This is a genomic window from Priestia sp. KCTC 13724, from assembly GCF_056820425.1.
On record NZ_JBXDLD010000023.1, the window covers coordinates 1 to 23,982 of the forward strand.

28 protein-coding genes and 2 pseudogenes are annotated in these 23,982 nt (G+C 36.7%); 23 read left to right on the forward strand and 7 right to left on the reverse strand.

Going from position 1 to position 23,982, the window contains the following annotated elements:
* Nucleotides 1–107 precede the first annotated feature (107 nt).
* The 4 genes from AC1UFB_RS04070 to AC1UFB_RS04085 all read left to right on the forward strand — a co-directional run bounded on the left by AC1UFB_RS04070 (nucleotide 108) and on the right by AC1UFB_RS04085 (nucleotide 2,403).
* Nucleotides 108–881, forward strand: coding sequence for a sporulation protein (locus tag AC1UFB_RS04070; RefSeq protein WP_025911463.1), 774 nt, complete (start codon nucleotides 108–110; stop codon nucleotides 879–881).
* A 60-nt stretch (nucleotides 882–941) separates the two neighbouring features.
* Entirely contained in the window at nucleotides 942–1,079 is a 138-nt protein-coding gene (locus tag AC1UFB_RS04075) for a hypothetical protein (protein WP_153301137.1), read from the forward strand.
* A gap of 74 nt (nucleotides 1,080–1,153) precedes the next feature.
* A complete protein-coding gene (locus tag AC1UFB_RS04080; RefSeq protein WP_100348168.1) occupies nucleotides 1,154–1,801 on the forward strand; it encodes a phosphatase PAP2 family protein in 648 nt (215 codons plus the stop codon).
* A 281-nt stretch (nucleotides 1,802–2,082) separates the two neighbouring features.
* Nucleotides 2,083–2,403 (forward strand): hypothetical protein, encoded by a 321-nt coding sequence (locus tag AC1UFB_RS04085; RefSeq protein WP_025911459.1) that lies wholly within the window; start codon nucleotides 2,083–2,085, stop codon nucleotides 2,401–2,403.
* 54 nt (nucleotides 2,404–2,457) lie between these two features.
* Here AC1UFB_RS04085 and AC1UFB_RS04090 read toward each other — a convergent pair whose 3' ends face one another.
* Complete coding sequence (locus AC1UFB_RS04090) at nucleotides 2,458–2,610, reverse strand: hypothetical protein (RefSeq protein ID WP_167556116.1); 153 nt, start codon at nucleotides 2,608–2,610, stop codon at nucleotides 2,458–2,460.
* A 198-nt stretch (nucleotides 2,611–2,808) separates the two neighbouring features.
* On the opposite strand from AC1UFB_RS04090, the gene deoD reads away from it, so the two are divergent.
* The 3 genes and pseudogenes from deoD to AC1UFB_RS04105 all read left to right on the forward strand — a co-directional run bounded on the left by deoD (nucleotide 2,809) and on the right by AC1UFB_RS04105 (nucleotide 6,236).
* Nucleotides 2,809–3,513, forward strand: coding sequence for a purine-nucleoside phosphorylase (gene deoD / locus AC1UFB_RS04095; protein ID WP_025911458.1), 705 nt, complete (start codon nucleotides 2,809–2,811; stop codon nucleotides 3,511–3,513).
* Between the two features lie 640 nt (nucleotides 3,514–4,153).
* Nucleotides 4,154–5,602, forward strand: coding sequence for a SulP family inorganic anion transporter (locus AC1UFB_RS04100; RefSeq protein WP_138116754.1), 1,449 nt, complete (start codon nucleotides 4,154–4,156; stop codon nucleotides 5,600–5,602).
* Between the two features lie 97 nt (nucleotides 5,603–5,699).
* Nucleotides 5,700–6,236 (forward strand): annotated as a pseudogene (locus AC1UFB_RS04105) (DUF2975 domain-containing protein).
* Between the two features lie 169 nt (nucleotides 6,237–6,405).
* On the opposite strand, the gene AC1UFB_RS04110 reads toward AC1UFB_RS04105, so the two are convergent.
* On the reverse strand, nucleotides 6,406–7,572 hold the full coding sequence (locus AC1UFB_RS04110) for an FtsW/RodA/SpoVE family cell cycle protein (protein WP_025911454.1): 1,167 nt from the start codon (nucleotides 7,570–7,572) through the stop codon (nucleotides 6,406–6,408).
* 341 nt (nucleotides 7,573–7,913) lie between these two features.
* Between AC1UFB_RS04110 and AC1UFB_RS04115 the strand changes: the two genes are divergently transcribed.
* The 15 genes from AC1UFB_RS04115 (at nucleotide 7,914) to AC1UFB_RS04185 (ending at nucleotide 19,732) form a co-directional block, all read left to right on the forward strand.
* A complete protein-coding gene (locus tag AC1UFB_RS04115; protein ID WP_100347045.1) occupies nucleotides 7,914–8,459 on the forward strand; it encodes a hypothetical protein in 546 nt (181 codons plus the stop codon).
* A 72-nt stretch (nucleotides 8,460–8,531) separates the two neighbouring features.
* Nucleotides 8,532–8,957, forward strand: a complete 426-nt coding sequence (locus tag AC1UFB_RS04120; RefSeq protein WP_025911450.1) for a hypothetical protein — start codon at nucleotides 8,532–8,534, stop codon at nucleotides 8,955–8,957.
* A gap of 229 nt (nucleotides 8,958–9,186) precedes the next feature.
* Nucleotides 9,187–9,813 carry an FMN-dependent NADH-azoreductase gene (locus tag AC1UFB_RS04125; protein WP_482588590.1) on the forward strand — a complete coding sequence of 209 codons (627 nt, stop codon included), beginning with the start codon at nucleotides 9,187–9,189 and terminating at the stop codon, nucleotides 9,811–9,813.
* A gap of 284 nt (nucleotides 9,814–10,097) precedes the next feature.
* The gene (locus AC1UFB_RS04130) at nucleotides 10,098–10,595 is read left to right on the forward strand and encodes a PTS sugar transporter subunit IIA (protein ID WP_025911447.1); all 498 of its coding nucleotides are present in this window, start codon (nucleotides 10,098–10,100) and stop codon (nucleotides 10,593–10,595) included.
* A 37-nt stretch (nucleotides 10,596–10,632) separates the two neighbouring features.
* Nucleotides 10,633–11,460 carry a PRD domain-containing protein gene (locus AC1UFB_RS04135; RefSeq protein WP_100347047.1) on the forward strand — a complete coding sequence of 276 codons (828 nt, stop codon included), beginning with the start codon at nucleotides 10,633–10,635 and terminating at the stop codon, nucleotides 11,458–11,460.
* A 224-nt stretch (nucleotides 11,461–11,684) separates the two neighbouring features.
* Nucleotides 11,685–13,070 (forward strand): sucrose-specific PTS transporter subunit IIBC, encoded by a 1,386-nt coding sequence (locus AC1UFB_RS04140; protein WP_482588592.1) that lies wholly within the window; start codon nucleotides 11,685–11,687, stop codon nucleotides 13,068–13,070.
* A gap of 90 nt (nucleotides 13,071–13,160) precedes the next feature.
* Nucleotides 13,161–14,108, forward strand: coding sequence for an aminoimidazole riboside kinase (locus tag AC1UFB_RS04145; RefSeq protein ID WP_025911443.1), 948 nt, complete (start codon nucleotides 13,161–13,163; stop codon nucleotides 14,106–14,108).
* Nucleotides 14,109–14,191: 83 nt separating this feature from the next.
* Entirely contained in the window at nucleotides 14,192–14,386 is a 195-nt protein-coding gene (locus AC1UFB_RS04150; RefSeq protein ID WP_482588595.1) for a hypothetical protein, read from the forward strand.
* A gap of 184 nt (nucleotides 14,387–14,570) precedes the next feature.
* Nucleotides 14,571–14,834 (forward strand): hypothetical protein, encoded by a 264-nt coding sequence (locus tag AC1UFB_RS04155; protein WP_061786724.1) that lies wholly within the window; start codon nucleotides 14,571–14,573, stop codon nucleotides 14,832–14,834.
* A gap of 32 nt (nucleotides 14,835–14,866) precedes the next feature.
* A complete protein-coding gene (gene yidC / locus AC1UFB_RS04160; protein WP_100347049.1) occupies nucleotides 14,867–15,640 on the forward strand; it encodes a membrane protein insertase YidC in 774 nt (257 codons plus the stop codon).
* Nucleotides 15,641–15,865: 225 nt separating this feature from the next.
* Entirely contained in the window at nucleotides 15,866–16,081 is a 216-nt protein-coding gene (locus AC1UFB_RS04165; RefSeq protein ID WP_482588598.1) for a hypothetical protein, read from the forward strand.
* Between the two features lie 84 nt (nucleotides 16,082–16,165).
* Entirely contained in the window at nucleotides 16,166–17,362 is a 1,197-nt protein-coding gene (locus AC1UFB_RS04170; RefSeq protein ID WP_482588600.1) for a TolB family protein, read from the forward strand.
* A gap of 34 nt (nucleotides 17,363–17,396) precedes the next feature.
* Nucleotides 17,397–17,897 carry a GNAT family N-acetyltransferase gene (locus AC1UFB_RS04175; RefSeq protein ID WP_025911434.1) on the forward strand — a complete coding sequence of 167 codons (501 nt, stop codon included), beginning with the start codon at nucleotides 17,397–17,399 and terminating at the stop codon, nucleotides 17,895–17,897.
* A gap of 303 nt (nucleotides 17,898–18,200) precedes the next feature.
* Nucleotides 18,201–19,043 (forward strand): ATP-binding cassette domain-containing protein, encoded by an 843-nt coding sequence (locus tag AC1UFB_RS04180; protein ID WP_025911433.1) that lies wholly within the window; start codon nucleotides 18,201–18,203, stop codon nucleotides 19,041–19,043.
* A gap of 2 nt (nucleotides 19,044–19,045) precedes the next feature.
* Nucleotides 19,046–19,732, forward strand: coding sequence for an ABC transporter permease (locus AC1UFB_RS04185; protein WP_100347051.1), 687 nt, complete (start codon nucleotides 19,046–19,048; stop codon nucleotides 19,730–19,732).
* A gap of 26 nt (nucleotides 19,733–19,758) precedes the next feature.
* Here AC1UFB_RS04185 and AC1UFB_RS04190 read toward each other — a convergent pair whose 3' ends face one another.
* The 3 genes from AC1UFB_RS04190 to AC1UFB_RS04200 all read right to left on the reverse strand — a co-directional run bounded on the left by AC1UFB_RS04190 (nucleotide 19,759) and on the right by AC1UFB_RS04200 (nucleotide 22,193).
* On the reverse strand, nucleotides 19,759–20,619 hold the full coding sequence (locus AC1UFB_RS04190; RefSeq protein WP_328100981.1) for a glycerophosphodiester phosphodiesterase family protein: 861 nt from the start codon (nucleotides 20,617–20,619) through the stop codon (nucleotides 19,759–19,761).
* Between the two features lie 141 nt (nucleotides 20,620–20,760).
* The gene (locus AC1UFB_RS04195; RefSeq protein WP_235932329.1) at nucleotides 20,761–21,387 is read right to left on the reverse strand and encodes a class F sortase; all 627 of its coding nucleotides are present in this window, start codon (nucleotides 21,385–21,387) and stop codon (nucleotides 20,761–20,763) included.
* A complete protein-coding gene (locus AC1UFB_RS04200; RefSeq protein ID WP_100347053.1) occupies nucleotides 21,387–22,193 on the reverse strand; it encodes a DUF4397 domain-containing protein in 807 nt (268 codons plus the stop codon). The genes AC1UFB_RS04195 and AC1UFB_RS04200 overlap by 1 nt, the downstream gene beginning before the upstream one ends.
* Nucleotides 22,194–22,546: 353 nt before the next feature.
* On the opposite strand from AC1UFB_RS04200, the pseudogene AC1UFB_RS04205 reads away from it, so the two are divergent.
* A pseudogene (locus AC1UFB_RS04205) lies at nucleotides 22,547–22,993 on the forward strand (YitT family protein); the annotation flags it as partial.
* 70 nt (nucleotides 22,994–23,063) lie between these two features.
* On the opposite strand, the gene AC1UFB_RS04210 reads toward AC1UFB_RS04205, so the two are convergent.
* Both AC1UFB_RS04210 and AC1UFB_RS04215 read right to left on the reverse strand, forming a co-directional pair.
* Nucleotides 23,064–23,207 carry a hypothetical protein gene (locus AC1UFB_RS04210; protein ID WP_326046561.1) on the reverse strand — a complete coding sequence of 48 codons (144 nt, stop codon included), beginning with the start codon at nucleotides 23,205–23,207 and terminating at the stop codon, nucleotides 23,064–23,066.
* Between the two features lie 120 nt (nucleotides 23,208–23,327).
* Nucleotides 23,328–23,780: a hypothetical protein gene (locus tag AC1UFB_RS04215; protein ID WP_025911421.1), complete on the reverse strand. Its 453-nt coding sequence runs from the start codon at nucleotides 23,778–23,780 to the stop codon at nucleotides 23,328–23,330.
* Nucleotides 23,781–23,982 lie beyond the last annotated feature (202 nt).

A 23,982-nucleotide genomic window follows, 5' to 3' on the forward strand; every position in this document is an offset into this window, starting at 1 on the left:
CTTTTTTGAAAAACTACGTCACATTCCAAGGGATAAGTCTGTCTAATTTTGGATAATCAACACTCGTGAACTTTTAATATAGTGTAGAAATGGGGAGGTTGGAATTAATGGCTTTATTTAATAAGATATTAGCTCGAATCGGTATTGGTGCTGCTAGAGTAGATGCAAAGCTAGTAAACGACGAGTTTCGTGCAGGTGAAAAGATTGAAGGGATTGTAGAAGTATATGGAGGCAATGTTGAGCAGACGATTGACCGAATTTACTTACGTCTGTTTACATCATATGTAAAAGAAGTAGATGATAAAAAGGTCAAACAAGATATACAGCTCAATGTATTCAAGATTAATGAGCCGTTTACTATTCAGCCAGCTGAAAAAAAAGAAATCCCTTTTACTTTCCAACTACCTGATGATACACCCGTTACGCTTGGAAAAACACGAGTATGGGTGGCAACAGGTTTAGATATTAAAGATGCGGTAGATCCGTCCGATATTGATTATGTGAAAGTTCTTCCTAATTTGATGGTTACAAGCGTGATGAAATCAATGGAAGACCTTGGCTTTCGTCTTCGTCAAGTGGAATGCGAAGAGGCACCAAGAAGAATGCGAAAGCGACTTCCTTTTGTACAAGAATTTGAATTCGTTCCAGCTAAGGGTCCTTATTATGGAAAGTTAGACGAAGTAGAAGTAATTGTTCAATCATTAGGTAACGGTCAATATGAACTGTTGTTGGAAATTGATCGTAAAGCTCGAGGGTTTAGTGGCTTTTTATCAGAGGTATTAGACGCTGATGAGTCTCTTGTGCGGGTTACAGTGTCTGAAAGTGAGATTGCTCAGCTATCTGCCACTCTAGAGCGAGTTATTTCAAGATATAGCGTATAAGTTAGGATAGTCTGTCTTTCTTCTTCACATATTAAACGTGTGAGGAAGGGAGGGAAAACCATGTCTCATAAAACAAGTAATCAAACACATCAAAAAGGAATGAAAAAGTCGTCACGTCAACAGCCAGAATTCTCAAATGAATTTGCTATGAACCAGGCACCAAAGCCTGAACACTATAAACAGCCTAAAAAGGACTAACGACTGCATAAGGAGCATGTATTTGCATGCTTCTTATTCATTCTTCTTTATCGTTTAATGGAGGAGAGCACAACATGTTAACGCGAAGACAATATATTGTTACTGTCTGCCTGGCACTTGCCTTATTTGTGATTCTAATGCTAACGTTTGACACGGCTTTTGTAAAAGAGTTAGATTATGATGTATTACATACAATTTTTGAGTGGAGGACAAGCTGGCTAACACCATTTTTTATTTTTATTACAACGTTAGGATCATGGTATGTTACGGCACCAATTTGGCTTGTCCTTGTTATACTGTTGATGTATAAACGCCAAGGCATATCAGCCTTATTCATTACCCTTGTGTTTTGGGGGGTACGAGGGTTAAATTGGCTTTTAAAAGAAATTTTTGAACGTCCAAGACCTGGATGGAGTCAGCTAATTGACGCATCACACTACAGTTTTCCAAGCGGCCATGCGATGAATTCGAGCGCATTTTTTGTGGGACTATTATGCCTTGTTTTAGCGTATTCCAAGACACAAAGTGTGAGAAGTATCGCCTATACAAGCTTTATTCTACTAATCATATTAGTTGGGTTCAGTCGAATGTATTTAGGTGTCCATTACTTAACAGATGTATTAGCCGGTTATGCTTTGGGTATCTCTTGGGCGATTAGCATGTATCAGCTCTATTCTAAATTCATGCAGTCTTCTTTAAAGAAATACCAGTTCCCTACATAATATATACCATTACAAATTCTTAACGAATATTTCATTTTATTGATTTAGAACCAAACGGTTATCCACTGACTTTAACAAGATGATACACTAGTAAAAGCATGGCGAACGCCATGCTTTTTTGGAGAGATTTATGCTAAGGTAGTTTAATTATAAAAGAAAGTATGAATAAAACATGTATTTGAAATGAAGGATTTTGATCTATCTATCGCTAATATAAATGACATAGTATTAATTCATACATAGGATGCAGGATAGAACATTGAGGTTTGGAGGGAAGACATTTGAATGTGTGGACGAATTTAAAAAAACAGTTAAATATCATTACGGAATACGATGTTACAATTATGCAAACAGAAGAAAAAGGAGAAAGAAGAGGATATAAACCGGTTCATCGTTTAACGGTAAAAGCTCTCGACCATCAAGATGCAGCGGTTAAAGTCTTTCAACAGTTCAACATTGCTGACAATTTGCCAAAAGAATGCAATGCTCGTTTTATTAGTACAGGAGATATTTTATTAATTGATGAAGGTACTAGAGGAAAGTATTATTATAAACTTTGGACGGATGGATGGCAAAGAGTAAATCGGATTCACGTCCGGTAAATCAATTATTGATAAAGCAAAGCGACCAATCAGGCCGCTTTTTTATTAAAAAAGTTAATAGTCCCGCATATGGTGTCCAGGACCATTTTTGCGTTTATTTGCTGTATGCTCATCACCATGTGCCTCTTGCTCCGCAATAATGGCTTCTTGAGGAATGTGGTTGTTTTTCTTTGGTGAATTAATGCGATTACGATGTTTTTTGCCCATATGATCACCTCATTTATTTAAAAATAGTGTTCTTGAGTAGCTTTCCTCGAAACATGTTTTTCATTACGCCATTTTTTTCAGTACATAGTTCAGCAAAAACGTTGGAATAATGAAAGGCAGAGAAAGAAATCAGTAATTAATTCGACAAATTATGTTATAGTGAGAAGGTAACATTTTTACACAATAGGAGGTACAAAGATGAGTGTACATATTGGGGCAAAAAAAGGTGAAATTGCAGAAACGATCTTACTCCCTGGAGATCCGCTTCGTGCAAAATACATTGCGGAAACATTTCTAGAAGATGTTACTTGCTACAATGAAGTTCGCGGAATGTTAGGATTTACAGGAACATATAAGGGAAAACGTGTTTCCGTACAAGGAACAGGGATGGGCGTTCCGTCTATCGCTATTTATGTAAATGAGTTAATGAATGAGTATGGTGTTCAAAACTTAATTCGTGTCGGAACTTGTGGGGCGATTCAAAAAGATGTAAAAGTTCGTGACGTTATTTTAGCTATGTCTTCATCAAGTGATTCACAAATGAATCGCGTGAAATTTGGACCTATTGACTATGCGCCAACTGCGAATTTCGACTTATTAAAGCGTGCATATGACGCTGGAGTTGAAAAAGGATTACACCTAAAAGTAGGTAACGTTTTCACTTCTGATCAATTCTACAATGAAGATGGACAACTAGAAAAGCTGGCTGCACACGGTGTACTAGCAGTTGAAATGGAAACAACAGCACTGTATACGCTAGCAGCTAAATATGGGCGTAATGCGCTGTCTGTTTTAACGGTAAGCGATCACATCTTTACAGGTGAAGAAACAACAGCTGAAGAGCGTCAAACAACATTTAATGATATGATTATCGTTGCTTTAGAAGCAGCAATCAATGAGTAATAAATAGTTGAATTCTGTTCGCAATTCCCTTATAATATCTTTATGAATAAGATTCCTTAAAGGGGAGTAGCGTCAGGTTTTTCCTGAAATAAAGTCGAAATTTCGTAGAGAAATCTACCGGCTTTATTGGCATAGTAAAACAATGTCTAGAAAGACCTTTACCGATTAGTGGTGAAGGTCTTTTATTGTTTAAATGAGAGATAAAAGATGTAACCATAATCGTTTGTTCTTATTTTTATGTTAAAAAGAGGAGAAGCGATGATTCGTTGAAACGAAAAAAGAAACTATTTTTAATGGTAGCATTCCTTGTGTTGAGTAAATTATTTTTACTTGCAATGTTGACCTTGGAGGTGAAAAATCTGCCTCGATTTCAACATTTATTTGGCTTAATTTCAGTCAGCTATTCATTAAATTATACGGAAGTTCCACCTCGACGTTAATGAGTAGGACTTCACTAAAAAAGAGCGTGCAGTTTACGCTCTTTTTTAATGGTGTGAATTAGAAAAGAAATCGGTTCAACACGATCGTAAAAAATATATTTTCAATTCAAAGAAGATATGGTACGATAACCTACGTTCAAAACGGCTTTGGTTTTCGTGAGAGTCGAAAATCAATTTACTATATACTATGAGGTGATTTAGTGAGCGTAGCAGCTATTAAGCAGCAGTGGTTTTCAAATATCCGAGGAGATATTCTCTCAGGAATGACCGTTGCACTTGCATTAATTCCCGAAGCACTTGCATTTTCCATCATTGCAGGAGTAAATCCTATGGTAGGTCTATATGCTTCTTTTTGTATGGCAATTGTCATTGCATTTACTGGGGGAAGACCAGCAATGATTTCTGCCGCAACTGGTGCAATGGCTCTTTTAATGATTGATCTAGTGAAAACTCATGGGGTTGAGTATTTGTTTGCGGCGACAATCTTAACTGGAATTATTCAGCTCGTTTTAGGTGTGCTGAAAGTTGGAAGGTTTTTATCATTTTTACCACAAACGGTTATGTTTGGTTTTGTTAACGCGTTAGGGATTTTAATTTTCACTGCTCAATTTCAGCATTTTAAAGGTGCGAACTGGGCTATGTACGCGATGGTAGCAGGAACATTATTAATTGTATATGTATTCCCTCTTGTAACTAAGATAGTTCCAGCACCATTAGTAGCGATTGTATTTATGACGACCATGGCCATTTTTGGTGGGGGATTTGGCTTGAAAACGGTAGGAGATATGGGAGAGATTGCGCGTACACTACCAGCTCTTCATTTTCCAGCAGTAGAATTATCACTAGAAACATTATTGATTATTCTACCGTATTCACTACCGTTAGCGATTGTAGGTTTGTTAGAATCATTACTAACTGCGACAGTTTTAGATGATATGACGGATACAGATTCCAATAAAAATAAAGAAGCACGTGGACAAGGTTTTGCTAACATAGTTACAGGTTTATTCGGTGGAATGGCAGGATGCGCTATGATTGGACAATCTGTAATCAACGTAAAATCAGGTGGACGTGGAAGACTTTCAACACTTATAGCAGGCGTGTTTTTATTATTTTTAATTATGGTGTTAGGTGATGTTGTAAAGCAGATTCCAATGGCCGCGCTTGTTGGCGTCATGTTTATGGTAGCGGTAGGCACGTTTGATTGGCGATCTGTTAAAGACATTCATAAGTATCCTGTATCGGATTCTGTTGTTATGATTGCAACAGTTGTTGTTGTACTGCTTACACATAATTTAGCGCTAGGAGTTATGGTTGGTATTGTCATTAGTACGGTCGTGTTTGGTTGGAAAATGGCGAGATTAACAATAATAAAAGAAGAAGAGTCTGATCGAATAGTTTATCACGTTAAAGGTCCTCTTTTCTTTGCAACAACAACAGCTTTTGTAAATGCATTTCATTACGAAGATGAACAAGCAATAATTGTAGTTGATTTTTCAAACTCTTACGTTTGGGATCAATCTGCAATGTTAGCCGTGGCGAAAGTTATAGGAAAGTATGAAAGCAATAATAAAAAGGTAATATTACAAGGGATGAACGGTACTACCAAAAAAGCGATGGGGCGAATTGGCTTAGAATCTTCGATATAGATAGCATAAAGAGGTGACTATTCACCTCTTTATTTTATTGAAAACGATAAAATGCATATTATAATCATATTGTCATTAAATAAGGGAGGTGTTTTAAATAATTGTTAAACGAGGTTCCACCACTTCCTTAAAGGTCATTATTTTTCTAATCGGAATTGCAGTGTTTACTTTGTGTATTTATTGGATGCCTGTGTGAACCATTAAAGACGTAGAAGCACATCCTGGTAGGGATTACTCGCTATATCCCTTTTTAGTATGTGCGTATGGAATTTGTATTACATTTTCTTTTACGCTGTATCAAGTATATAAACTATTAACCTATATCGAAAGGAACAACGCTTTCTCCGAGTTATCTCTTAAATCTTTAAAGGTTATAAAAAAATGTGCTTTTACAGCCATTTTCTTCATTGTATTAATGATAATAAGCTTAAAGGTGATTTCTATAATCACAGGAGATGATGCAGCAGGACCTATATCGATAAGTTTGATAGGAATTTTTGCAACAAGTATCCTCACAGCCATTGTGGACGTACTTCAGAAGCCATTAAAAAATTTCCTGGATAAAAACAGGTGTAATTTTATTATTAAATTCCCTATCGTTGAGTATAAAAATGATAATAGAACTTATTCATAATCAAAAAAGAAGTGAAAATATAAAAAAGCAGTTGGATTACGAAATCCACTGCTTTTTTTGTTACCAACTTACTGTTGATATTAATGTTAAAACAGTAACGAATTGGGCTGCGAGTTTTGATTTTATGCTTCAAAACCGAACCCGTTAATTCTATACCGCTCTTTTTATTTTACTCTGTACCAAACATATATCGTTTTTGGTGCCAAGATATTCCAAACATTAATCCAATGGCAAACATACTACCCATTAGGGAGCTACCACCGTAAGAAATAAATGGTAGAGGGATACCTGTAATTGGTAATACTTGAATCGTCATACCGATATTTTGAAAGACGTGGAAGGTAATCATCGTAATGACACCTACGCATAAATAAGAGTTAAATTCATTTTTTGTTTCTAATCCAAGCTTAATTAAGTAATAAATAAGAAGGAAAAACAAGCTGATAACAATGCTTCCTCCTATAAAACCGAACTCTTCACCTATTACGGCAAAGATAAAGTCTGTTTGACTTTCTGGAATGTAAACAACGCCATTTCCCGGGCCTTTTCCGTTGACCATCCCAGAACCGATAGCATTCAGTGATTTCACTAAGTGATATGCTTCACCTGTGCTGTAAGTGGTTGGGTCTAGCCATGCATAGATCCGACCAAATTGATACTGCTTAACACCTAAATATTTTTCAAGGAAATCAGGAGCATAAATTACTAGTGCAAGAATGCCGGCACCTATTGAACCAAGCCCTAAAAAAGCAGGAACAATTAGCTTCCACGTTACTCCCGATACAAAGACCAGACCTACAAAAATCGCTAATAAAACAAGCGCAGTTCCTAAGTCAGGTTGCTGCATCACAAGAAGCAGAGGAAAACCTAATGTTGCCCCCATTTTTGCTAGTAATAAAAGGTCTTCACGTATCGTGCGAATGCGATATTTTTCGTTGTGCTTAACAATAATATTACTCAATACAATAATCAAGAAAACTTTTACAAACTCAGAAGGCTGTAATGAAAAGCCAGGTAGTGTAAACCAACTTTTTGCACCGTTAATTTCTCGAGCAATACTGCTCGGCGCAATAATTAAGAAAATTAGAAGGAAGTTTCCAAAACCATAGAAGACCCACGAGAGTTTTTGTAATTGATCAGAATCTAGTCGCATTACAAATGCAATAATTACTGCTCCAATTACGTAGAAAGCAACTTGTTTAATAACAAAGTTTGAATCATATTGTCCAATAGTTTGTGCACTATTAATAGCAGTAATACTTACGCAGAAAAAAAGAAAGAGAAGAAAAGCTAAATTCCAGTCAAATCTACTAACATTTCGTTGATTTTCACCCATACTATTCACCTATCAATATCGAATCTAATTATATTCTTAATGTGGCACGCTAGTGTTAAGCCACAAAAGATATCTTCACTATGATGAAGATAATATCATACAGCCTCTTATTATACATGAATCATTCTACAATATAAATAGGTCAAACGATAACATTTTGCCTTTTACATCTTTTTGCTAGATTTTTAAGGTGGATAGGACTAAATCTAGCAATCTTATCATAGAGATTACTATATAAAAGATAATTTAATCAATTGCTAATCACTAGTAAATTTAATAGATAAAAATGAAAATTGAGTGAAAGAGTCTCTTATATAATAGAGGATAAGGAGGATTAGCTTATGATTTGGGGCGTGATTCTTGTAGGCTTATTCATTTGGTGTTCCTGTTACTATACCGTGTGTCACCATGGTTATATATCAATAAAAGCTGGCAATTTAGCTGCTGTATATACGGCAATGAGCACAAGCTTTATAACCGCTTTTACGATGTTTGTGTTAGTGGAAGAAACGCTTATGTTCTCAAGTATTTGTGCTGCTTGTGCAGGTATAGGAGTAGGATGGTTTATTGCGATTCCTTTCACAGTGAAAACAATTATAGGTGGTATTGTTAGCGGTGTTATTGCTAGTTTCAGCTTTTATACAATCCATCTCTTTTGGTCATATAGCAACGGGATTTTATGGGGGATTTTTATTTTAATCTCCATAGTAGGAAGCAGCCAGTCTCTCTTTAAAGTTTTAAAAGAAATTCCTATGTTTGAATCAGTTTTTGTTAAACGTTGCATTCAACACCCCTTTGTTTTAACTCCAATATTCGTTTTGATCTTTTTGGTATATCAATTTATTGAACGATACATGTCGCAATATGATCCTACTCGAAAAACCTAGTGTATGGATATTCACCTATTCAAAAAGTGAAGCATATAGTAATTTAAATGCACATTGGAAAGGAGAATATATATGTATCGATATTATTACGACCCTCGCTTTCAAATTATATTTCCAGGACAGGGTGGGCAAGGTTTTCCACCGCGACCACCAGGACAAGGTGGAAGCTTTTTACCACCACCTCCACCACCAGGGCAGGGAGGCGTACCAGGTTTTCCACCACCTTCTGGTCAAAGTGGTCCCCCAACAGGTCCACCGCCTGCTTTTACACCTCAATTAGCCTCTTCGGGAGGACCATCTCTTTATGCTGTAGATCCTGGTTCGATAGCAGGTTGTCTGTATAAATACACGTATATCTGGGCAAAAGGTGGGCGGTCATATTGGTTCTATCCAACATATGTCGGCCGCAAATCCGTAGCAGGGTATCGTTGGACTGGATTCAACTGGATATATGCTGGGATTGATTTAGATCGAGTGAACGAATTTCAGTGTTATTAAAGAGGTTGGGACATAAGTATCTCAGTCAATGATATATCTGAACTATCGCGAGTTAACTACTTTCGATAGTGCGGATATTTTTTTGTTTCGGAAAAATTTTAAAAAAATCATTTAAACGGTTGACGAATAAAGAACAGAATTATATAATAAATCTTGAATTCAAGATAATAAAAAAATAAAATCTTGAAATAAAAATAAATGATTTAAAGATAAACGGGAGATGAGAACTATGACAAACGTGTTATATGTAAAAGTAAATCCACAAGTTGATGAGGCGTCCTTCTCAACACGCTTAGCTCAAGCATTTTTAGATGAGTATCAAACGGTGAATCCAAGTGATACAGTAACAACAGTCGACCTTTATAAAGAAGGCGTTCCTTTAATTGATTCTGATGTGTTAAGCGCTTGGGGGAAAGCTGGAGCAAATCAAGAGCTAACAGAAGATGAAACAGTAAAAGTTGAGCGTATGGGAGCTTTATTAGAGCAGTTCTTACAAGCTGATAAAGTGATTTTTTCAGCACCGATGTGGAACTTAAGCTTTCCACCACTTATGAAAGCATATATTGATAACATTTTGATTGCTGGGAAAACATTCAAGTACACTGAAAGCGGACCTGTTGGATTAGCTACTGGAAAGAAAGTAGCATTATTAGAAGCGCGCGGCGGTGTTTATAGCGAAGGACCAGCTGCAGAACTTGAGTTTACACAGAAATACTTCCGCACTGTAATGGGTTTTATTGGTATTCAAGGTGTTGAATTAGTTGTTGCTGAAGGCATGGCTTATGCTCCAGCAGAAGCAGATCAAATTTTAGCTAATGCAGTAGAGAAAGCAAAAAGTGTGGCAAAGACATTTTAATAAGTAGTGAAAAAAGAGTATGGTAAAGGCTATACTCTTTTTTATATTTCAGCGAGTTAAATCAATTCCGATATTATTCCATCGAAAGAACTTTTTTGTTTACAATACATCGTAGGCATGTTTAAATAGTGAACATATTTATCTCAATATCCTGATCTAATGAGGGGAGCATTGTATACAAATGTTGAGGATATAAGAAGAAGTTTCTTCTTAATAAAGCTACGTTTTTCAAAGGTAATAAAGGGGTATGCTACCAATAAAATGATAAAGGAAAGGTGATTAACATGTTTAAAAAACTTTTTGGCGGTAAGACGAAATCTAAAGAAACACTAGTAACGGCACCAATGACTGGCAAAATCCTTCCATTAGAGCAAGTTCCAGACCCGGTGTTTTCTCAAAAAATGATGGGCGATGGATTTGCTATTGAACCAACCGATGGACAAGTAGTATCTCCAGTGGCAGGAGAGGTAGTCCAATTATTCCACACAAAGCATGCTGTCGGATTAAAAACAGAAGCAGGTACGGAAGTACTTATACATATTGGACTGGAAACAGTAGCAATGGAAGGGGAAGGCTTTGAAGCGCATATTCAAGCGGGCGATAAGGTAGAAGTAGGCACACCTCTTATTACGTTTGATTTACCATTAGTGACAGAAAAAGCGAAAAGTATTATTACGCCTGTTGTCATTACGAATAGCGACGCAGCAGATTCATTTGAAATTGTAGCAAGTGGTGATGTTCAAAAAGGACAAACTCAATGTGCGAAAGTGACAATGAAATAAATTTGTCACCTTCTTCCTGCTGAGGAGGAATAACCGGTTGAAGATATTTAAAGTATTAAACAACAATGCAGCCGTTGTAAAAGAAGGAAAAATTGAAAAGATTGTAATGGGCCCGGGGATTGCCTTTCAAAAAAGCAAAAATGATATTTTAAATAAAGACAAAGTTGAAAAAGTTTTTGTAATGAAAGAAGAAAATGAAAAATTTCAAGAAATATTAAAAAGCCTACCTGAAGAGCATATTCAAGTGGCAGAAGAAATTATTTCGTATGCGGAACAGCAGCTAGGCGTTATGCTTAGTGATCATGTTCATATCGCTTTAAGTGATCATTTATCATTTGCAATTGAAAGGTTATCTCGAGGAATTTTAATTCAAAATAAACTTTTACATGAAATTAAAGCACTATATCGTCCGGAATACGATATAGGTGTATGGGCGATTGAACAAGTTTCTAAACGTTTAAAAGTTCAGATGCCAATTGATGAAGCAGGTTATATCGCTCTTCACATTCATACAGCTAAATTGCATACATCCAATATGGAACAGGTAATGATGAATACAACAATCATCAACGAAATGATTGAGATTATTACAGAAGAACTTGACCTTAAAATTGATGAAGAGAGCATTTCGTACCAGCGACTACTCACTCATTTACGCTTTGCGTTAAATCGAATTGCTGAAGATGAGCCTTTTCATTCAATGGATGAAGATATGTTGAACATGCTGCAAACTAAGTACAAGCGTGCTTATACATGTGCTTTAAAGATTGGAGCATTTCTGAAAGCCGAATATGACATAAATTTTCCACCTTCTGAACTTGGCTATATTACGCTCCATATTGAAAGAATTGGTCAAAGGGCCTAAAAAAGTCTTGACGAACAATGTCGAAATAGATATAATGAAAGCGTATTAATTGAATAAGCGGGATTGTGACTGGTTAAGCAGGCAAGACCTAAAATGCATGAAATATGTATGCACTGCTGTTGTGTATATGTATTTGAGTACGCGTTTTAGGTCTTTTTTGTTGTTATCTGGCTAGTTGAATCGCAGAAACTATATTAAAAACATGTGATAAAGGGGGCGTTCGCATGGATGTGAAAGACATTGCGAAAAAGCTTGTTCCGCTTTTAGGTGGAAAAGAAAACGTTACCAGCGCTCAGCACTGCGCTACGCGCTTGCGTTTAGTCATTCGAGATGAAAGCAAAATTGATCAAAAAGGTTTAGATGAAATAGACGATATTAAAGGTGCTTTCTCTAATTCAGGGCAATTTCAAATCATTTTTGGCACAGGACTTGTTAATAAAGTCCATGCAGAATTTATGAAAGAGTTAGGTGTAGAGAATCAAACAACAGAGCAGCCTGCAAATCATCAAGAAGAAATGAAGAAAAAGATGAATCCTTTCGCAAGGTTTGCTCGTATGCTTTCAAATATTTTTGTTCCGATTATCCCTGCCATTGTTGCAAGTGGTTTACTAATGGGGCTACTTGGAATGATGAAAGCATTTAAGTGGGTTTCAGAAGACAGCTCACTTTTCATTTTACTAGATATGTTTTCAGGTTCCGCGTTTATCATCTTGCCAATCTTGATAGGATTTTCAGCTGCTAAGGAATTTGGAGCGAATCCGTATTTAGGAGCCGTAATGGGTGGAATATTAACTCATCCAATGCTATTAAACCCATGGACCTTAGCAGATGCCAAGCCTGAATATATGGACTTTTTTGGATTAAGTATTCCGTTAATTGGCTATCAGGGTACCGTTGTACCGATTTTACTTGCGATTTATGTGATGAGTAAAATTGAAAAAGGGTTGCGTAAAGTTGTTCCAAACGCAATTGATTTACTAGTAACACCATTTTTGACAGTTATTGTTACAGGGTTTACTTCTCTGTTATTTATTGGACCATTTGGAAGATATATTGGTGATTTGATTTCAATTGGTTTACAATCAATGTATGATGTAGCGGGTGTATTTGCTGGGATCGTGTTTGGTGGTTTGTATTCCACGATTGTATTAACAGGACTACAACATAGTTTTCATGCAATTGAAGCAGGACTTCTTGCAAACCCTGATATCGGAGTTAATTTCTTACTTCCTATATGGGCATGCGCTAATGTTGCACAGGGTGGTGCCGGATTGGCCGTATATTTTAAAACAAAGAATGCAAAAACAAAGAAAATCGCAATTCCAGCCGCTGTTTCTTCGTTTCTTGGGATTACGGAACCAATTATCTTTGGTGTAAACTTAAAGTTACGTAAACCATTTATTGCAGCAGCTATAGGTGGTGCTGCTGGTGGTGGATATGTTGTGTTAACGAATGTTGTTGCAAACGCATACGGTTTAACAGGTATCCCGATGATGGCTATTGCAGCTCCACTTGGGATGAGTAATTTAATTAACTATATTATTGGAATGGTTATCTCGGTAGGAGTAGCATTTATTGTTACGTGGTTTATGAAATTAGAAGAAGAATAAAGAAGGTAAAAGAAAAGTAGGAGTAAAATGACAGTTCATTTTACTCCCCTTTTCTTAATTTATACTCATAAAGAAAGAGAGGGGAAAAAAATGAAAAACGGTGTTATTTCATTAGGAGAAGCATTAGTTGACTTTATTCCGTTAGATCATACGAATCTTACATATCAAAAAAGTCCAGGGGGTGCGCCTGCAAACGTGGCGGTAGGAGTATCAAGATTAGGCTTGAAATCCACATTCCTAGGGAAAGTTGGGAATGATGTATTAGGTCATTTTTTAAAAGATACGCTTGATGAATATGGTGTTAATACAAACAACATGCTGCTTACAGATGAAGCACGTACAGGAGCGGTTTTCGTTACGTTAGATAAAGACGGTGACCGCAGCTTTAATTTTTACATTGATCCAAGCGCAGATCGCTTTTTTCACGAAGCAGAAATTGATGAAGAACTATTTAAAGAAAATCGTATTCTTCACTTCGGTACGATTTCAATGATTAGTGAACCTTCCCGCTCTGCCACTTTGAAAGCTGTAGAACTTGCGAAGAAGAATGATGTTCTTGTGTCATTCGATCCTAATGTTCGTTTAACGTTGTGGAAAGACGAAGAAAAATTGAAACGTACCATTCTAGAGATGCTTCCAAAAGCAGATATTGTAAAGCTTTCAGAAGAAGAGCTTGCTTTTATTACCGGAAAAGAAATGATTGAAGAAGGAGTGGAAGCGTTAAGCCATTATGCTATCCCGCTTTTAATTATTACATTAGGAGCAGAGGGAAGCCTAGCTGTATCTTCTAAAGCAAAAGTAGCTATTTCCGCTATGAAAGTGAACGCTGTTGATACAACAGGTGCAGGAGATGCCTTTGTGTCTGGTATGCTTTATTCCATTAATCAATATAATGGTCAACTTTCAGACTTGACAGAAGAAGAGCTTACTTCTTTTGGACGCTTTGCAAGTGTTTCTGGGGGACTAGCAGCTTCAACAAAAGGTGCGATGACGGCATTACCTACAATTCAAGAGATTGAAAAGCTTCTTGTGAAGTGAAAAAAGAGACTGAGACATAAGTAGTTCAGCATCTACTATACCTGAACGATTGAGAGTTCATAACTTTTAATCGTTCAGGTTTTTTGGTTGATTGTGAAAACAATGTTGGAAACAGGGGGAAATGGAGCGTAGGACACTCGACTCCTGCGGGAAAGAGAGGGAAACATGAGATCCCGCAGCGCAGCGAGGAGCTCAGGTTCCTCCCCCGCGGAAAGCGAGTGGCCGTAGCGCAGTGGAACGAACGTGTTGAGACAAACCAAAGAGATGGGAACAGCTAGTGTTCGTCTTTTAGAAGCCATCATTTTGTTATGTCCCAAACTCTTTTCTATAAAATATAAGCCTTGATGAAACTTTTTCACAAATAAACCGCAGAAGATAAAGACGTACGTATTGTGTCAGCACATTGTAAATGCTACACTACTAGTAGATTCATTAACTACAGTTTAGAAAGAGAGTAAACATATGGATTTTTATCATGATTTGTTTCTATATGTTCCGTACTTAACTGCCCTTATGGCTTATGTAGTCTGCTATTATATGCTTCGGGAATCGAGGTATGTAGCGGTACGCACAGAGGAGCTAAGAGAATCGACTTGTATTCAAACTAGCGTAGCAGTATTTACGGCATGGAAGCGTTTGAAGACGCTTATTCATGTATATAGAAAAACACCGGTAAAAGAAAAAAACACGGATGAAGAAGACCCTTTCCTTCTTATTTTTGCTTAATGTAATCATTTAAACAATTAGGAGGAAAGAAAATGAAACGACATTATAAATTAGTAGCAGTTTTAGGGATGGTATTAATTGCATTAGCAGGGTGTAGTACACAAAATCCTGTTACGTCTACAAGCGGTGGATTTTGGGATCACTACTTTGTATATCCACTGTCTCTTGCTTTGACAAAGGTAGCAGAATTCCTTGGTGGTAGTTATGGTTTATCAATTATTGCTGTCACGATTATTATTCGTCTAGTCTTATTACCGCTTATTTTAAAACAGCAAAAAAGCACGATGGCTATGCAAGCATTACGCCCGGAAATGGAAGCTATACAAAAGAAATATGCAGGTAAAAAAGATCCTGAAACGCAGCAAAAGCTTCAAAAAGAAATGATGGCTTTGTATCAAAAACATCAAATTAACCCACTAGGTGGATGTTTACCTATTTTAATTCAAATGCCAATTATTTTTGCGTTTTATAACGCCATTGCACGTACGGGAGAAATTGCGGAACATTCATTTTTATGGGTAAGCTTAGGTGCTCCAGATCCATACTTTATTTTACCAATTGTTGCAGCTATTACAACATTCTTACAAATTCGTGTAAGTATGACGGATGAAATTCAGCCTCCAATGAAGATGATGATGAACATTATGCCAATCTTCGTATTAGTAGCCGGTTTTACACTTCCGTCAGCTTTAGCTCTATATTGGGTAATTGGTAACTTATTTGGTATTGGACAAGGTTATTATTTAAAAAAGAGAATGACGTTCCTAAAAAGTAAATCAGATACTAAACCAGCTCCTACAAAATAAAGAAAAAGGCAATCGTAGTATATACGATTGCCTTTTTCTTTTGGTTAACAACATTTTACTTGTGAAAAATGATATAAATTGGATTAACTTACATATTTCTAAGGCATAACAAAAAGAGACTGAGACATAAGTAGTTCAGCCTCTACTATACCTGAACGATTGAGAGTTCATAACTTTTAATCGTTCAGGTTTTTGGTTGATTGTGAAAACAATGTTGGAAACAAGGTGGAATGGAGCGTAGGGCACTCGACTCCTGCGGGGAAGAGAGGGAAAACGGAGATCACAAAGCGCAGCGAGGAAGCTCAGGTTCCTCCCCGCGGAAAGCGAGTGACCGTAGCGCAATGGAACGAACGTGTTGAGACAAACCAAAGAGATGGGAACAGCGAGTGTTCATCTTTTAGAAGCAATCATTTTGTTATGTCCCAAACTCTTTTTTTATAGGTTTTTGTCATGAGATGTTTGGATTTGTGCAAGGATAAGAAGAAGTAGATGTGACAGATAAATTTAATTAAAAGGAGTGACAAAATGAGGCGCTTTTTCTTATGCTTCTTCATGATATTATTGCTTCCAAGTACAGTTGAATCAGCTTCTAACTTCAAGGTAAGTTTTATTCGAGATGGTGACGTGTGGGTTTATGAAAATGGAAAAGAAACAAAACTTTCTTCAACTAATGAGGCAAGTGAACCGATTTGGTCAAAGCATGGAGCTTATATCGCCTATAAAAATGGAGAATCGTTGATGGTAGCTAGCATAAAAGGCAAGCAAATTGAAATTGAAAAAGATGTCCAAAGTTATCAGTGGTCACCAACTGGTATGGAGATAGCGTACATATCAAACGACATTTTAACTATCTACAATGTTAAACAAAAGAAAAAAAGCCACGTAGCTCTTGGCGTTGATCAGTTTTCATGGTTCCCAGATGGTAAACAATTTTTAATAACGGAGTCAGCAACCTTATCACCGAGAGGTTGGGGAGTGGTTAAATTATATACGGTTGAAAAAAATGCAAATCTAGATATAAAAAAGGTCGAACCTTTTGCAACCTTACCTCATCAAAGCGACTCTTTTTTTGCTTATACAACGAGCGAATTTAAGTGGTCAGAAAATGGGCATTGGATTAGCTTTTTAGCTATTCCGACAGCTTCTATGTCAGCTGATGGAAACACGCTATGCGTTATAACTTCTGAAGGTAAAGCGTTTCAATCAATCGGTACAATGCTAAACGTATCAAATTGGTTTAAGTGGTCTCCCCATCAGCAAGAGCTAGCTTTTATTAATGGAGAAGGTCGGATTGCTACTGAAAATAAAACGTTCACGTTAAAAGAAATGCCCGTTTTTAAAGAGCGTATTTTTACTCCAAAAGGTTTTGCTGACTGGGATTTTACGTGGGGGGCAAATAAGCAAATTATTATTTCACGAGTACAAGAAGCGGATTGGTCAAACGACGCTAAGAAACGCCCGCTTCCCTCACTTTATACAATTAACTTAGCAAAAAACCAGCAAGAAAAATTGACTAATCCTTTAAAAGGTTGGGGGGATTATGCGCCAACATATATCAATCAGTCCAAGCAAACCCTATGGATACGTACGAATCGTAAAAGAGCCAATATTATGGCTGGTAGTACAAAGCAAGAAAAAATACTCATTAAAGATGTCGATGTGCCTGATAATTATTATGATTTATATCGGTGGAATGATGTTTTCACTGTATACGAGCCCTAACATGTAAGAAAATAAGCGAAAACCAGGTGAGGATATGAACATTCGATTGTTAACCAAAGAAGATGCAGATATTTATTGGGAACTACGTTTAAGAGCCCTACGAGACCATCCAGAAAGCTTTGTTTTAAGCTATGAAGAAGAATGTGAAAAAGAAGTGTCAGATATTCGTAAGCAATTTCCTACATTTGAAGACGAGTTTATCATGGGAGGGTTTCTCGATGATAAACTTGTTGGAATTGTAGGTTATAAAAAACAAAAACCTTTAAAAGTTCAGCATAAAGGAGATATCTGGGGAATGTACGTAGCTCCTGAAGCAAGAGGAATGGGGCTTGGGAAATCACTTTTAAAAGCAGTTATTGAACAAGCTTCAAAATCAACGGAGCTGCTGCAAATTTATCTTGTGGTCGCAGCTAATAATCAAGGAGCAAAAGCTCTGTACACTGCTTTAGGATTTAATAGCTATGGGTTTGAAAAACAAGCTCTACATGTAGAGGATAAATTCATTGACGAAGAGCATATGGTTCTTTATATGTAGAAGAATCAAAGGGCTGAGAAATAAGCATTTCAGTGAACTAGATATCCGAACGATTGCGAGTTAACTGGCAATCGTTCGGATATTTTTGTTGGTTATGGAAATAAGTTATAAATTGAGTGTCTGCAGTGCAATGCAAAGAACGTGTTTCTATAACTTACTTATGTTAGCAACGTCACGATTCGCCTTTGAGAGTTAATTTTCTTGTCTGAAAATGTATGTGAAGGCACTATTTATGTAGTAAATATGCTACTATTTAACTAACCATTATTTATTATATGTTTTACTAAAGGAAGGGTAAGTAAAATGGAATCATTAATTCAATTGAAAAATATCTCAAAATCATACAAAAAGCAAACGGTACTAGAGAACGTCCATACAACTTTTCAAAAGGGAGAAACAGTAGCGATTGTTGGCAAGAACGGTGCTGGAAAAAGTACGTTGTTAAAGATTGTAGGAGGGTTAATTAAGCCCACCAAGGGGAGCGTAACAATTGATACATCCATTGGTTTACCGGCCTTTGTGGTTGAACAATTTCCTCAAGAGCTTCCGTTTCGGCTTCAAGATTATCTATTTCATATGGGACGTATTCAACAAATCTCGAAAAAAAAACTACTGTTAAAAATTGAAGAGCTGCTCGAGACCTTTGATATGACCGAGTATAAATACGAAGAAATTACTTCTTTTTCAAAAGGAATGAAGCAGAAAGTAAATATGATGCAAGCGATGCTGGGATCTTCAGAGCTTCTTCTTCTTGATGAACCGTTATCTGGTCTAGATGCCAAAGCGCAGGTTGACGTTGAGAAAGCGTTTAGACGATTAAAAGATCGAGGAATGACCATTATTTTTACCTGTCATGAAGAAAGATTAATTCAAGTAACGGCGGATCGAGTGATTACAATTGGTGCTCACAAAATACTTCGAAGTCAGCGTATTGAATGTATAGATAAACTGGCTGTTATTGAAGCAGATTTTATTATGAATAAGCCTATTCGAGAGCTGAAAGGTAAGTGTGCTAAGGTTGAGCAACACGGCAGTCGCTATACGCTTTATATTAGAAAGCAAGACATGAATCAATTGCTCAAAGAGCTAATTGATGTGCGAGCGGATATTCATCGTGTAGAAATTATTGAAAGGGAAGACTATTAGAAATGATTGCATTGATACGATATCATTATCTTACATATTTAAAGTCATATCGGTATATTCCGCCATTGGCTTTGTATTTAATCTTATTAATTATTACCTATACATACACAGCAAATCCGGTATTAGACAGTTTCTATAATACTTCTATTTATTTATTCTTTATCTTTTCGTGGATTACAATTTCATTTATGCACGCGGAAAATAGTAAGCAAGAAAGAATTACAAGGCTGCATGTGAGGAAGAAGTCAGTTTATTTCATCAGTAAAATAATCAGTGCTGTAGTGCTGTCAATTATTCTAAGCGCTGTTTCAATTTTATATCCAATCGTCTTTGACATGTTTTCTTCAATGCCCACTGCTAAGGAGCAAGTGTTTGGATATTTACTGCATTTAGTAAGCTGCTTAACAAGCATGAGCGTGTCATTATTGTTCACTCGTCATATGCTTCGCACTGGTAATCTTTCGTGGTTTGGTCCAGTGTTTGTGTTGGTATTAACGTTGGCAGTAGCGGGTGTTCCTTATCCTTATGAAGGTTTGCAAATGGTTATTTATTTATTGCCGCCAATAGCAGCCCTGATACACTTTATAAGTGAGGATATTCATGTTTGGATAGGCTTTTGTTGGGGGCTTGCTTACTCAGCTGTCGTCATAGGTTTTTATTTATCAATTGTCCGTAACCGAGATATTTAACTTTGCTCAGTACAATAAAGCCCCTTTTACACCGGGAAATTAAATGTAAAAAGGGGCTTTTCATAAGGATGAACGACTTTATATAGACGGTCAGGATAATTAGTGAAAATACCGTTCACGCCCCATTGAATTAACTTTTTCATCTCTTTTGTATCGTTTACCGTATAAGCATGAATGTCTAGTCCATATGATTGGACCATTTTTATATAGCTTTTTGTTAACGTCTTTGAACTTGAGCCAATTCCATCAGCGTATCGATGAATATTTTTTAATTGATGTGACGTTAATAAACCTTGTCTATAGGAAACTAATTGAATGAGCGTAATGGAAGGTTCTAAGTGGTGAAAAGTCCGCAAACTTTCATCACTGAACGATTGAATAATAAGCTGTTGTTTATTTATAGTGTACTTATCTAAAAGAGTCATTAGCTTTTTTTCCATACCGGGATATTCATGAGGTGATTTTGTTTCAATATAATAACGAATGTCGTTTCCAAACGTGGCAAAAATTTCGTCAAGCGTTGGAATATAAGCTCCTTTTCGCTTGCTAGAAAACCAGCTTCCCGCATCTAAAGTCTGCAGTTGCTTTACGGTTTTATTCTTTACATATCCCGTTCCATTCGTTGTACGGTGTAGGGCATAGTCATGAATGGCAACTAATTGACCATCTTTAGACATATGCAGGTCAATCTCAATATAGTCACTTTTCATTTTTTGTGCCAGCTTATAGGCTTCTATCGTATGCTCTGGTTCATGGCCAGAAGCTCCGCGGTGAGCAATGATAAGCGGGTCTTTTTCAGCCGTATTAGCGATGTTGGTGTTACTAATAAAAAAAGCAACCCCTACTAAGCATGTAATTGAAAGTACAATAAGCCATTTTTTGTGCATATAGTAGCCTCCTGTTCATCTGCTTTTATTTTAAAGTAGTAAGGAAGTGCGTGTAAACGAAGGTTTCGTATTTATTAGTATGTCCGATAGAACAAGATGTTTTCATGGATATAGTGGAAAAATCATAAAAGTAGCCAATGCTTATTGAGCATTGGCTACTTTAGTATCCTGAAGTTTTGTATAAACAACAAGGCGTTCTTCATGTGTTTTATTTTGTTTATCGAATAATCCTGTACACGTTATTAAATTGAGATGATGATCAAACGTTGGACCGAAGATTTCTCGTAAAGGTGCATCTTCACGCGGATAGGCTTTTTTATCAATAACAACAAATGTAAGTACGTTACCCGATTCATCAGATACAAAGATCTCATCACCCTTATCAAGTTTATGAAGGTTGTAAAAAATTGCAGGTCCTTCTTTATCATCAACATGCCCAGCAATAACAGCATTTCCTTCATTTCCTGGCTTTGTGCCTGGTTCAAACCAAGCGACATCATCACCGTTATCAGGAACATCCATTTGTCCATCATTAGTTAAGCCGGTTTTTTCAATCAGCGCCTGAATGTCTAACTTTGGTATTGTAAGCTGAGATGGGGCAGAAACATCAACCGACGCTTGTGGGGGCGAATTTGTTGATTTTGTTTCTGCCATTTTTACTTTTTCAGGATCGGGCTGTGAAGTTGTTGCGACTGACTGAGCTGAACAGCCAACTAATCCTAAAAAAGCAGTGCATATAATTGGTAGAGCCCATCTCATGTTGTTCATTAATTTTCGTAGCCTTTATGACGACGAACAACAAAGATAGCAACTGCTCCAATTCCTAATAGAGTTAATACAGGAAGAAGGGAGTCATTTGATTGCTCAGAAGCTCCACCCATACCTGTTTTGGGCATTTCAGAAGGCATTGCCGTATTGTCTTTTAAAACAAGTGGCTCAAGGCTGTCAGCAGTATTTACAACAAGTACCGTGTAAACTGTATTTGCTTCTAAGTTTGTACCTGTAAGGTCTAATACTTTCGTATTACCATCAGTAGTTGTTACTTCTAGATCATATGTGCCAGCATCTACTTCTGTATAATCTGTTACTTGTTTAAATGATGCATTTTCAAAAAGGGTTAGACCGTTTGCAACGCCTACATTTACTGCAGGAGCATCAGGAGAGAAGTGACCTACGCGCACTTTTGTTTTTCCTTCTGAAGCATTCATATCATCTTCAAGCACTTTTAACTCTAAATTAGCAACTTTGTTAATTGCAGCTACAGTATAAGCTTTTCCAGCTTCAACTGTTAAGTTTGTAGAAACGACAGCTTCTTCTTTTCCTTTTGTACCAGCAGCATAGATGTCAACTTTATGTTCACCAGAAGATAGATTTAAATAATCAGTAGCATCTTTGAAAGCAGCACCTTCAACAGCAGCTTCTCCATCAACGTATACGTCAACCTCAGGTGCATCTGGTGAAGCGTGAACAACACGTACCATTGCATCGTTGCTTGCAGCTGATGCGAAATGCCCAGTAAAAGCAAGTAATAAAACAGTCATTAAAGAAGTGATACTAACTTTAATTTTTTTCATTTGCTTCATTCTCCTTTTGTGTACTTTTTTTGTTTAATGTTTGTAAAAATGTTGTACAAATATTTTATATCCAATATGTAATTTTGAAAACTTTTAAACTGTTTTTTAATTTGAATGTTTTTTGAAGATGAAAAATGTTTGTGTAACCTTACAATTGTTATCATCTACAATTTTATCCAATATATTCATGGTTTAATGCTTAAGATGCGAAATATAATAAATAAAATAAAGAAAATATTCATAATCTTGTGATAAAATCAAAGAAAGGAGTGGATGTCCCAATGCTGCCCGTTGAAGAAGAAAAGGTAAAAATAGTGCATCGGTCTTTACCTCGCAAAATGATTATTAAGCGTGTGTTACTTATTTTATTTAATAAGAAAACGCCTTTTTCCGTTGGCGAAATTATCATGTTCTTTAACTTATTTATCTTAGGAAGTGCAGGGTTTGTGTTTGGATGGGACCGTGCTATGTATTCGTTAATGACTTATTTCATTGCTTTTAAAACAATTGATATTGTTATTCAGGGGTTAGACGAGTCAAAGTCCGCTTGGATTATTAGCGAACAGTACGAACGAATTGGTGAAACTATTTTAGCAAGGTTAGGCAGAGGAGTAACGTACTTGAAAGGAGAAGGAGCATATACGGGTGATGATAAAAAAGTAATCTTTTGCGTTATCACAAGATTAGAAGAAGCAAAGCTAAAAGAAATTGTTGATGAAATTGATTCAACTGCATTTTTTGCGGTAGCAAATATTGCTGAAGTAAGAGGAGGGAGGTTTAAGAAAAAAGATATCCACTAAGTATAGAAAGAGGCTAAGACGTAAATAAATGTTCTCTTCTCAAAGACGAGTCATGACGTTTCTAAAATCGTTAGGGTGTAAGAGCAAGTCCGTTCCATTGCGCTGCAGATACTGGCTTTCCACGGGAAGGAATTTGAACCTCCTCGCTGCGCTGCGGGGTATCAACCTTCCCTCTCTTTCTCGCAGGAGTCGAATGTCTTACGCTCCATTTCACTAGTTTTTTAAAGGTGTTTTCCAAACCGACAGAAAATGCCTGAACTATCAAAAGAAGTTAACTTGCGCTAGTTCGGATAGATGGTTGACAGAAATGCTTATGTCCCAACTTCTTTTTGCTCTATGAAAGAACAGCTAATCCCTTGGAGAAGTTTGTTTTTAATATTTTAATTACACGATCTGTTTGTTCTGGTATACACTCTACGATTAAAATCACTTCCGCCGTTTGCTCATGCTTACTTCGCTTTTTAACAACTCTATAATAAATAAAGTTAATTAAAAAGCCAATGATAAACCCTGAAGCAGCACCAATCAATCCCCAGTATATAGGTCCCCATGTTAAGATGAATCCAACGCTTACGCCTATAACTGCAAAAGCTGTTGCCAGCCCAGCAGCGATGTCAAATAAGCTAATGCCGTCTGATTGATGAATACTATCGAAAAGTAAAAAATGATCATCTTTTACTTCTAGTGGGATGGCTAAAATTTGGCTTTTAGGAATACCACTGCGCTCCAATGCTACAATGGCGAGCTCTAGGTAAATTGAGTGATTAAAAGTAGAGAATACTTGCATAATGGGCTCCTTACTATATCGGGATTTAGCGTATAGAAGCTATCATCGCTGTTTTAATGAAAAGCGGTATTGCTGATAGTTTTGTGAAAGAAAGTCAGCCTGTTCACGATCATATAATTTATTGTTCTCAATGCATGCGTGTTGATTAACCAATAAAATCCAAAAAAAGCATACAAAAAAGGGCACCTATCTTGTAGAATGT

Coding starts and splice junctions, on each gene's coding strand:
- AC1UFB_RS04070 (WP_025911463.1), top strand. CDS start 108: ATGGCTTTATTTAATAAGATATTAGCTCGAATCGGTATTGGTGCTGCT.
- AC1UFB_RS04075 (WP_153301137.1), top strand. CDS start 942: ATGTCTCATAAAACAAGTAATCAAACACATCAAAAAGGAATGAAAAAG.
- AC1UFB_RS04080 (WP_100348168.1), top strand. CDS start 1,154: ATGTTAACGCGAAGACAATATATTGTTACTGTCTGCCTGGCACTTGCC.
- AC1UFB_RS04090 (WP_167556116.1), bottom strand. CDS start 2,610: ATGGGCAAAAAACATCGTAATCGCATTAATTCACCAAAGAAAAACAAC.
- deoD (WP_025911458.1), top strand. CDS start 2,809: ATGAGTGTACATATTGGGGCAAAAAAAGGTGAAATTGCAGAAACGATC.
- AC1UFB_RS04110 (WP_025911454.1), bottom strand. CDS start 7,572: ATGGGTGAAAATCAACGAAATGTTAGTAGATTTGACTGGAATTTAGCT.
- AC1UFB_RS04115 (WP_100347045.1), top strand. CDS start 7,914: ATGATTTGGGGCGTGATTCTTGTAGGCTTATTCATTTGGTGTTCCTGT.
- AC1UFB_RS04120 (WP_025911450.1), top strand. CDS start 8,532: ATGTATCGATATTATTACGACCCTCGCTTTCAAATTATATTTCCAGGA.
- AC1UFB_RS04125 (WP_482588590.1), top strand. CDS start 9,187: ATGACAAACGTGTTATATGTAAAAGTAAATCCACAAGTTGATGAGGCG.
- AC1UFB_RS04130 (WP_025911447.1), top strand. CDS start 10,098: ATGTTTAAAAAACTTTTTGGCGGTAAGACGAAATCTAAAGAAACACTA.
- AC1UFB_RS04140 (WP_482588592.1), top strand. CDS start 11,685: ATGGATGTGAAAGACATTGCGAAAAAGCTTGTTCCGCTTTTAGGTGGA.
- AC1UFB_RS04145 (WP_025911443.1), top strand. CDS start 13,161: ATGAAAAACGGTGTTATTTCATTAGGAGAAGCATTAGTTGACTTTATT.
- AC1UFB_RS04155 (WP_061786724.1), top strand. CDS start 14,571: ATGGATTTTTATCATGATTTGTTTCTATATGTTCCGTACTTAACTGCC.
- yidC (WP_100347049.1), top strand. CDS start 14,867: ATGAAACGACATTATAAATTAGTAGCAGTTTTAGGGATGGTATTAATT.
- AC1UFB_RS04170 (WP_482588600.1), top strand. CDS start 16,166: ATGAGGCGCTTTTTCTTATGCTTCTTCATGATATTATTGCTTCCAAGT.
- AC1UFB_RS04175 (WP_025911434.1), top strand. CDS start 17,397: ATGAACATTCGATTGTTAACCAAAGAAGATGCAGATATTTATTGGGAA.
- AC1UFB_RS04180 (WP_025911433.1), top strand. CDS start 18,201: ATGGAATCATTAATTCAATTGAAAAATATCTCAAAATCATACAAAAAG.
- AC1UFB_RS04185 (WP_100347051.1), top strand. CDS start 19,046: ATGATTGCATTGATACGATATCATTATCTTACATATTTAAAGTCATAT.
- AC1UFB_RS04190 (WP_328100981.1), bottom strand. CDS start 20,619: ATGCACAAAAAATGGCTTATTGTACTTTCAATTACATGCTTAGTAGGG.
- AC1UFB_RS04195 (WP_235932329.1), bottom strand. CDS start 21,387: ATGAACAACATGAGATGGGCTCTACCAATTATATGCACTGCTTTTTTA.
- AC1UFB_RS04200 (WP_100347053.1), bottom strand. CDS start 22,193: ATGAAAAAAATTAAAGTTAGTATCACTTCTTTAATGACTGTTTTATTA.
- AC1UFB_RS04215 (WP_025911421.1), bottom strand. CDS start 23,780: ATGCAAGTATTCTCTACTTTTAATCACTCAATTTACCTAGAGCTCGCC.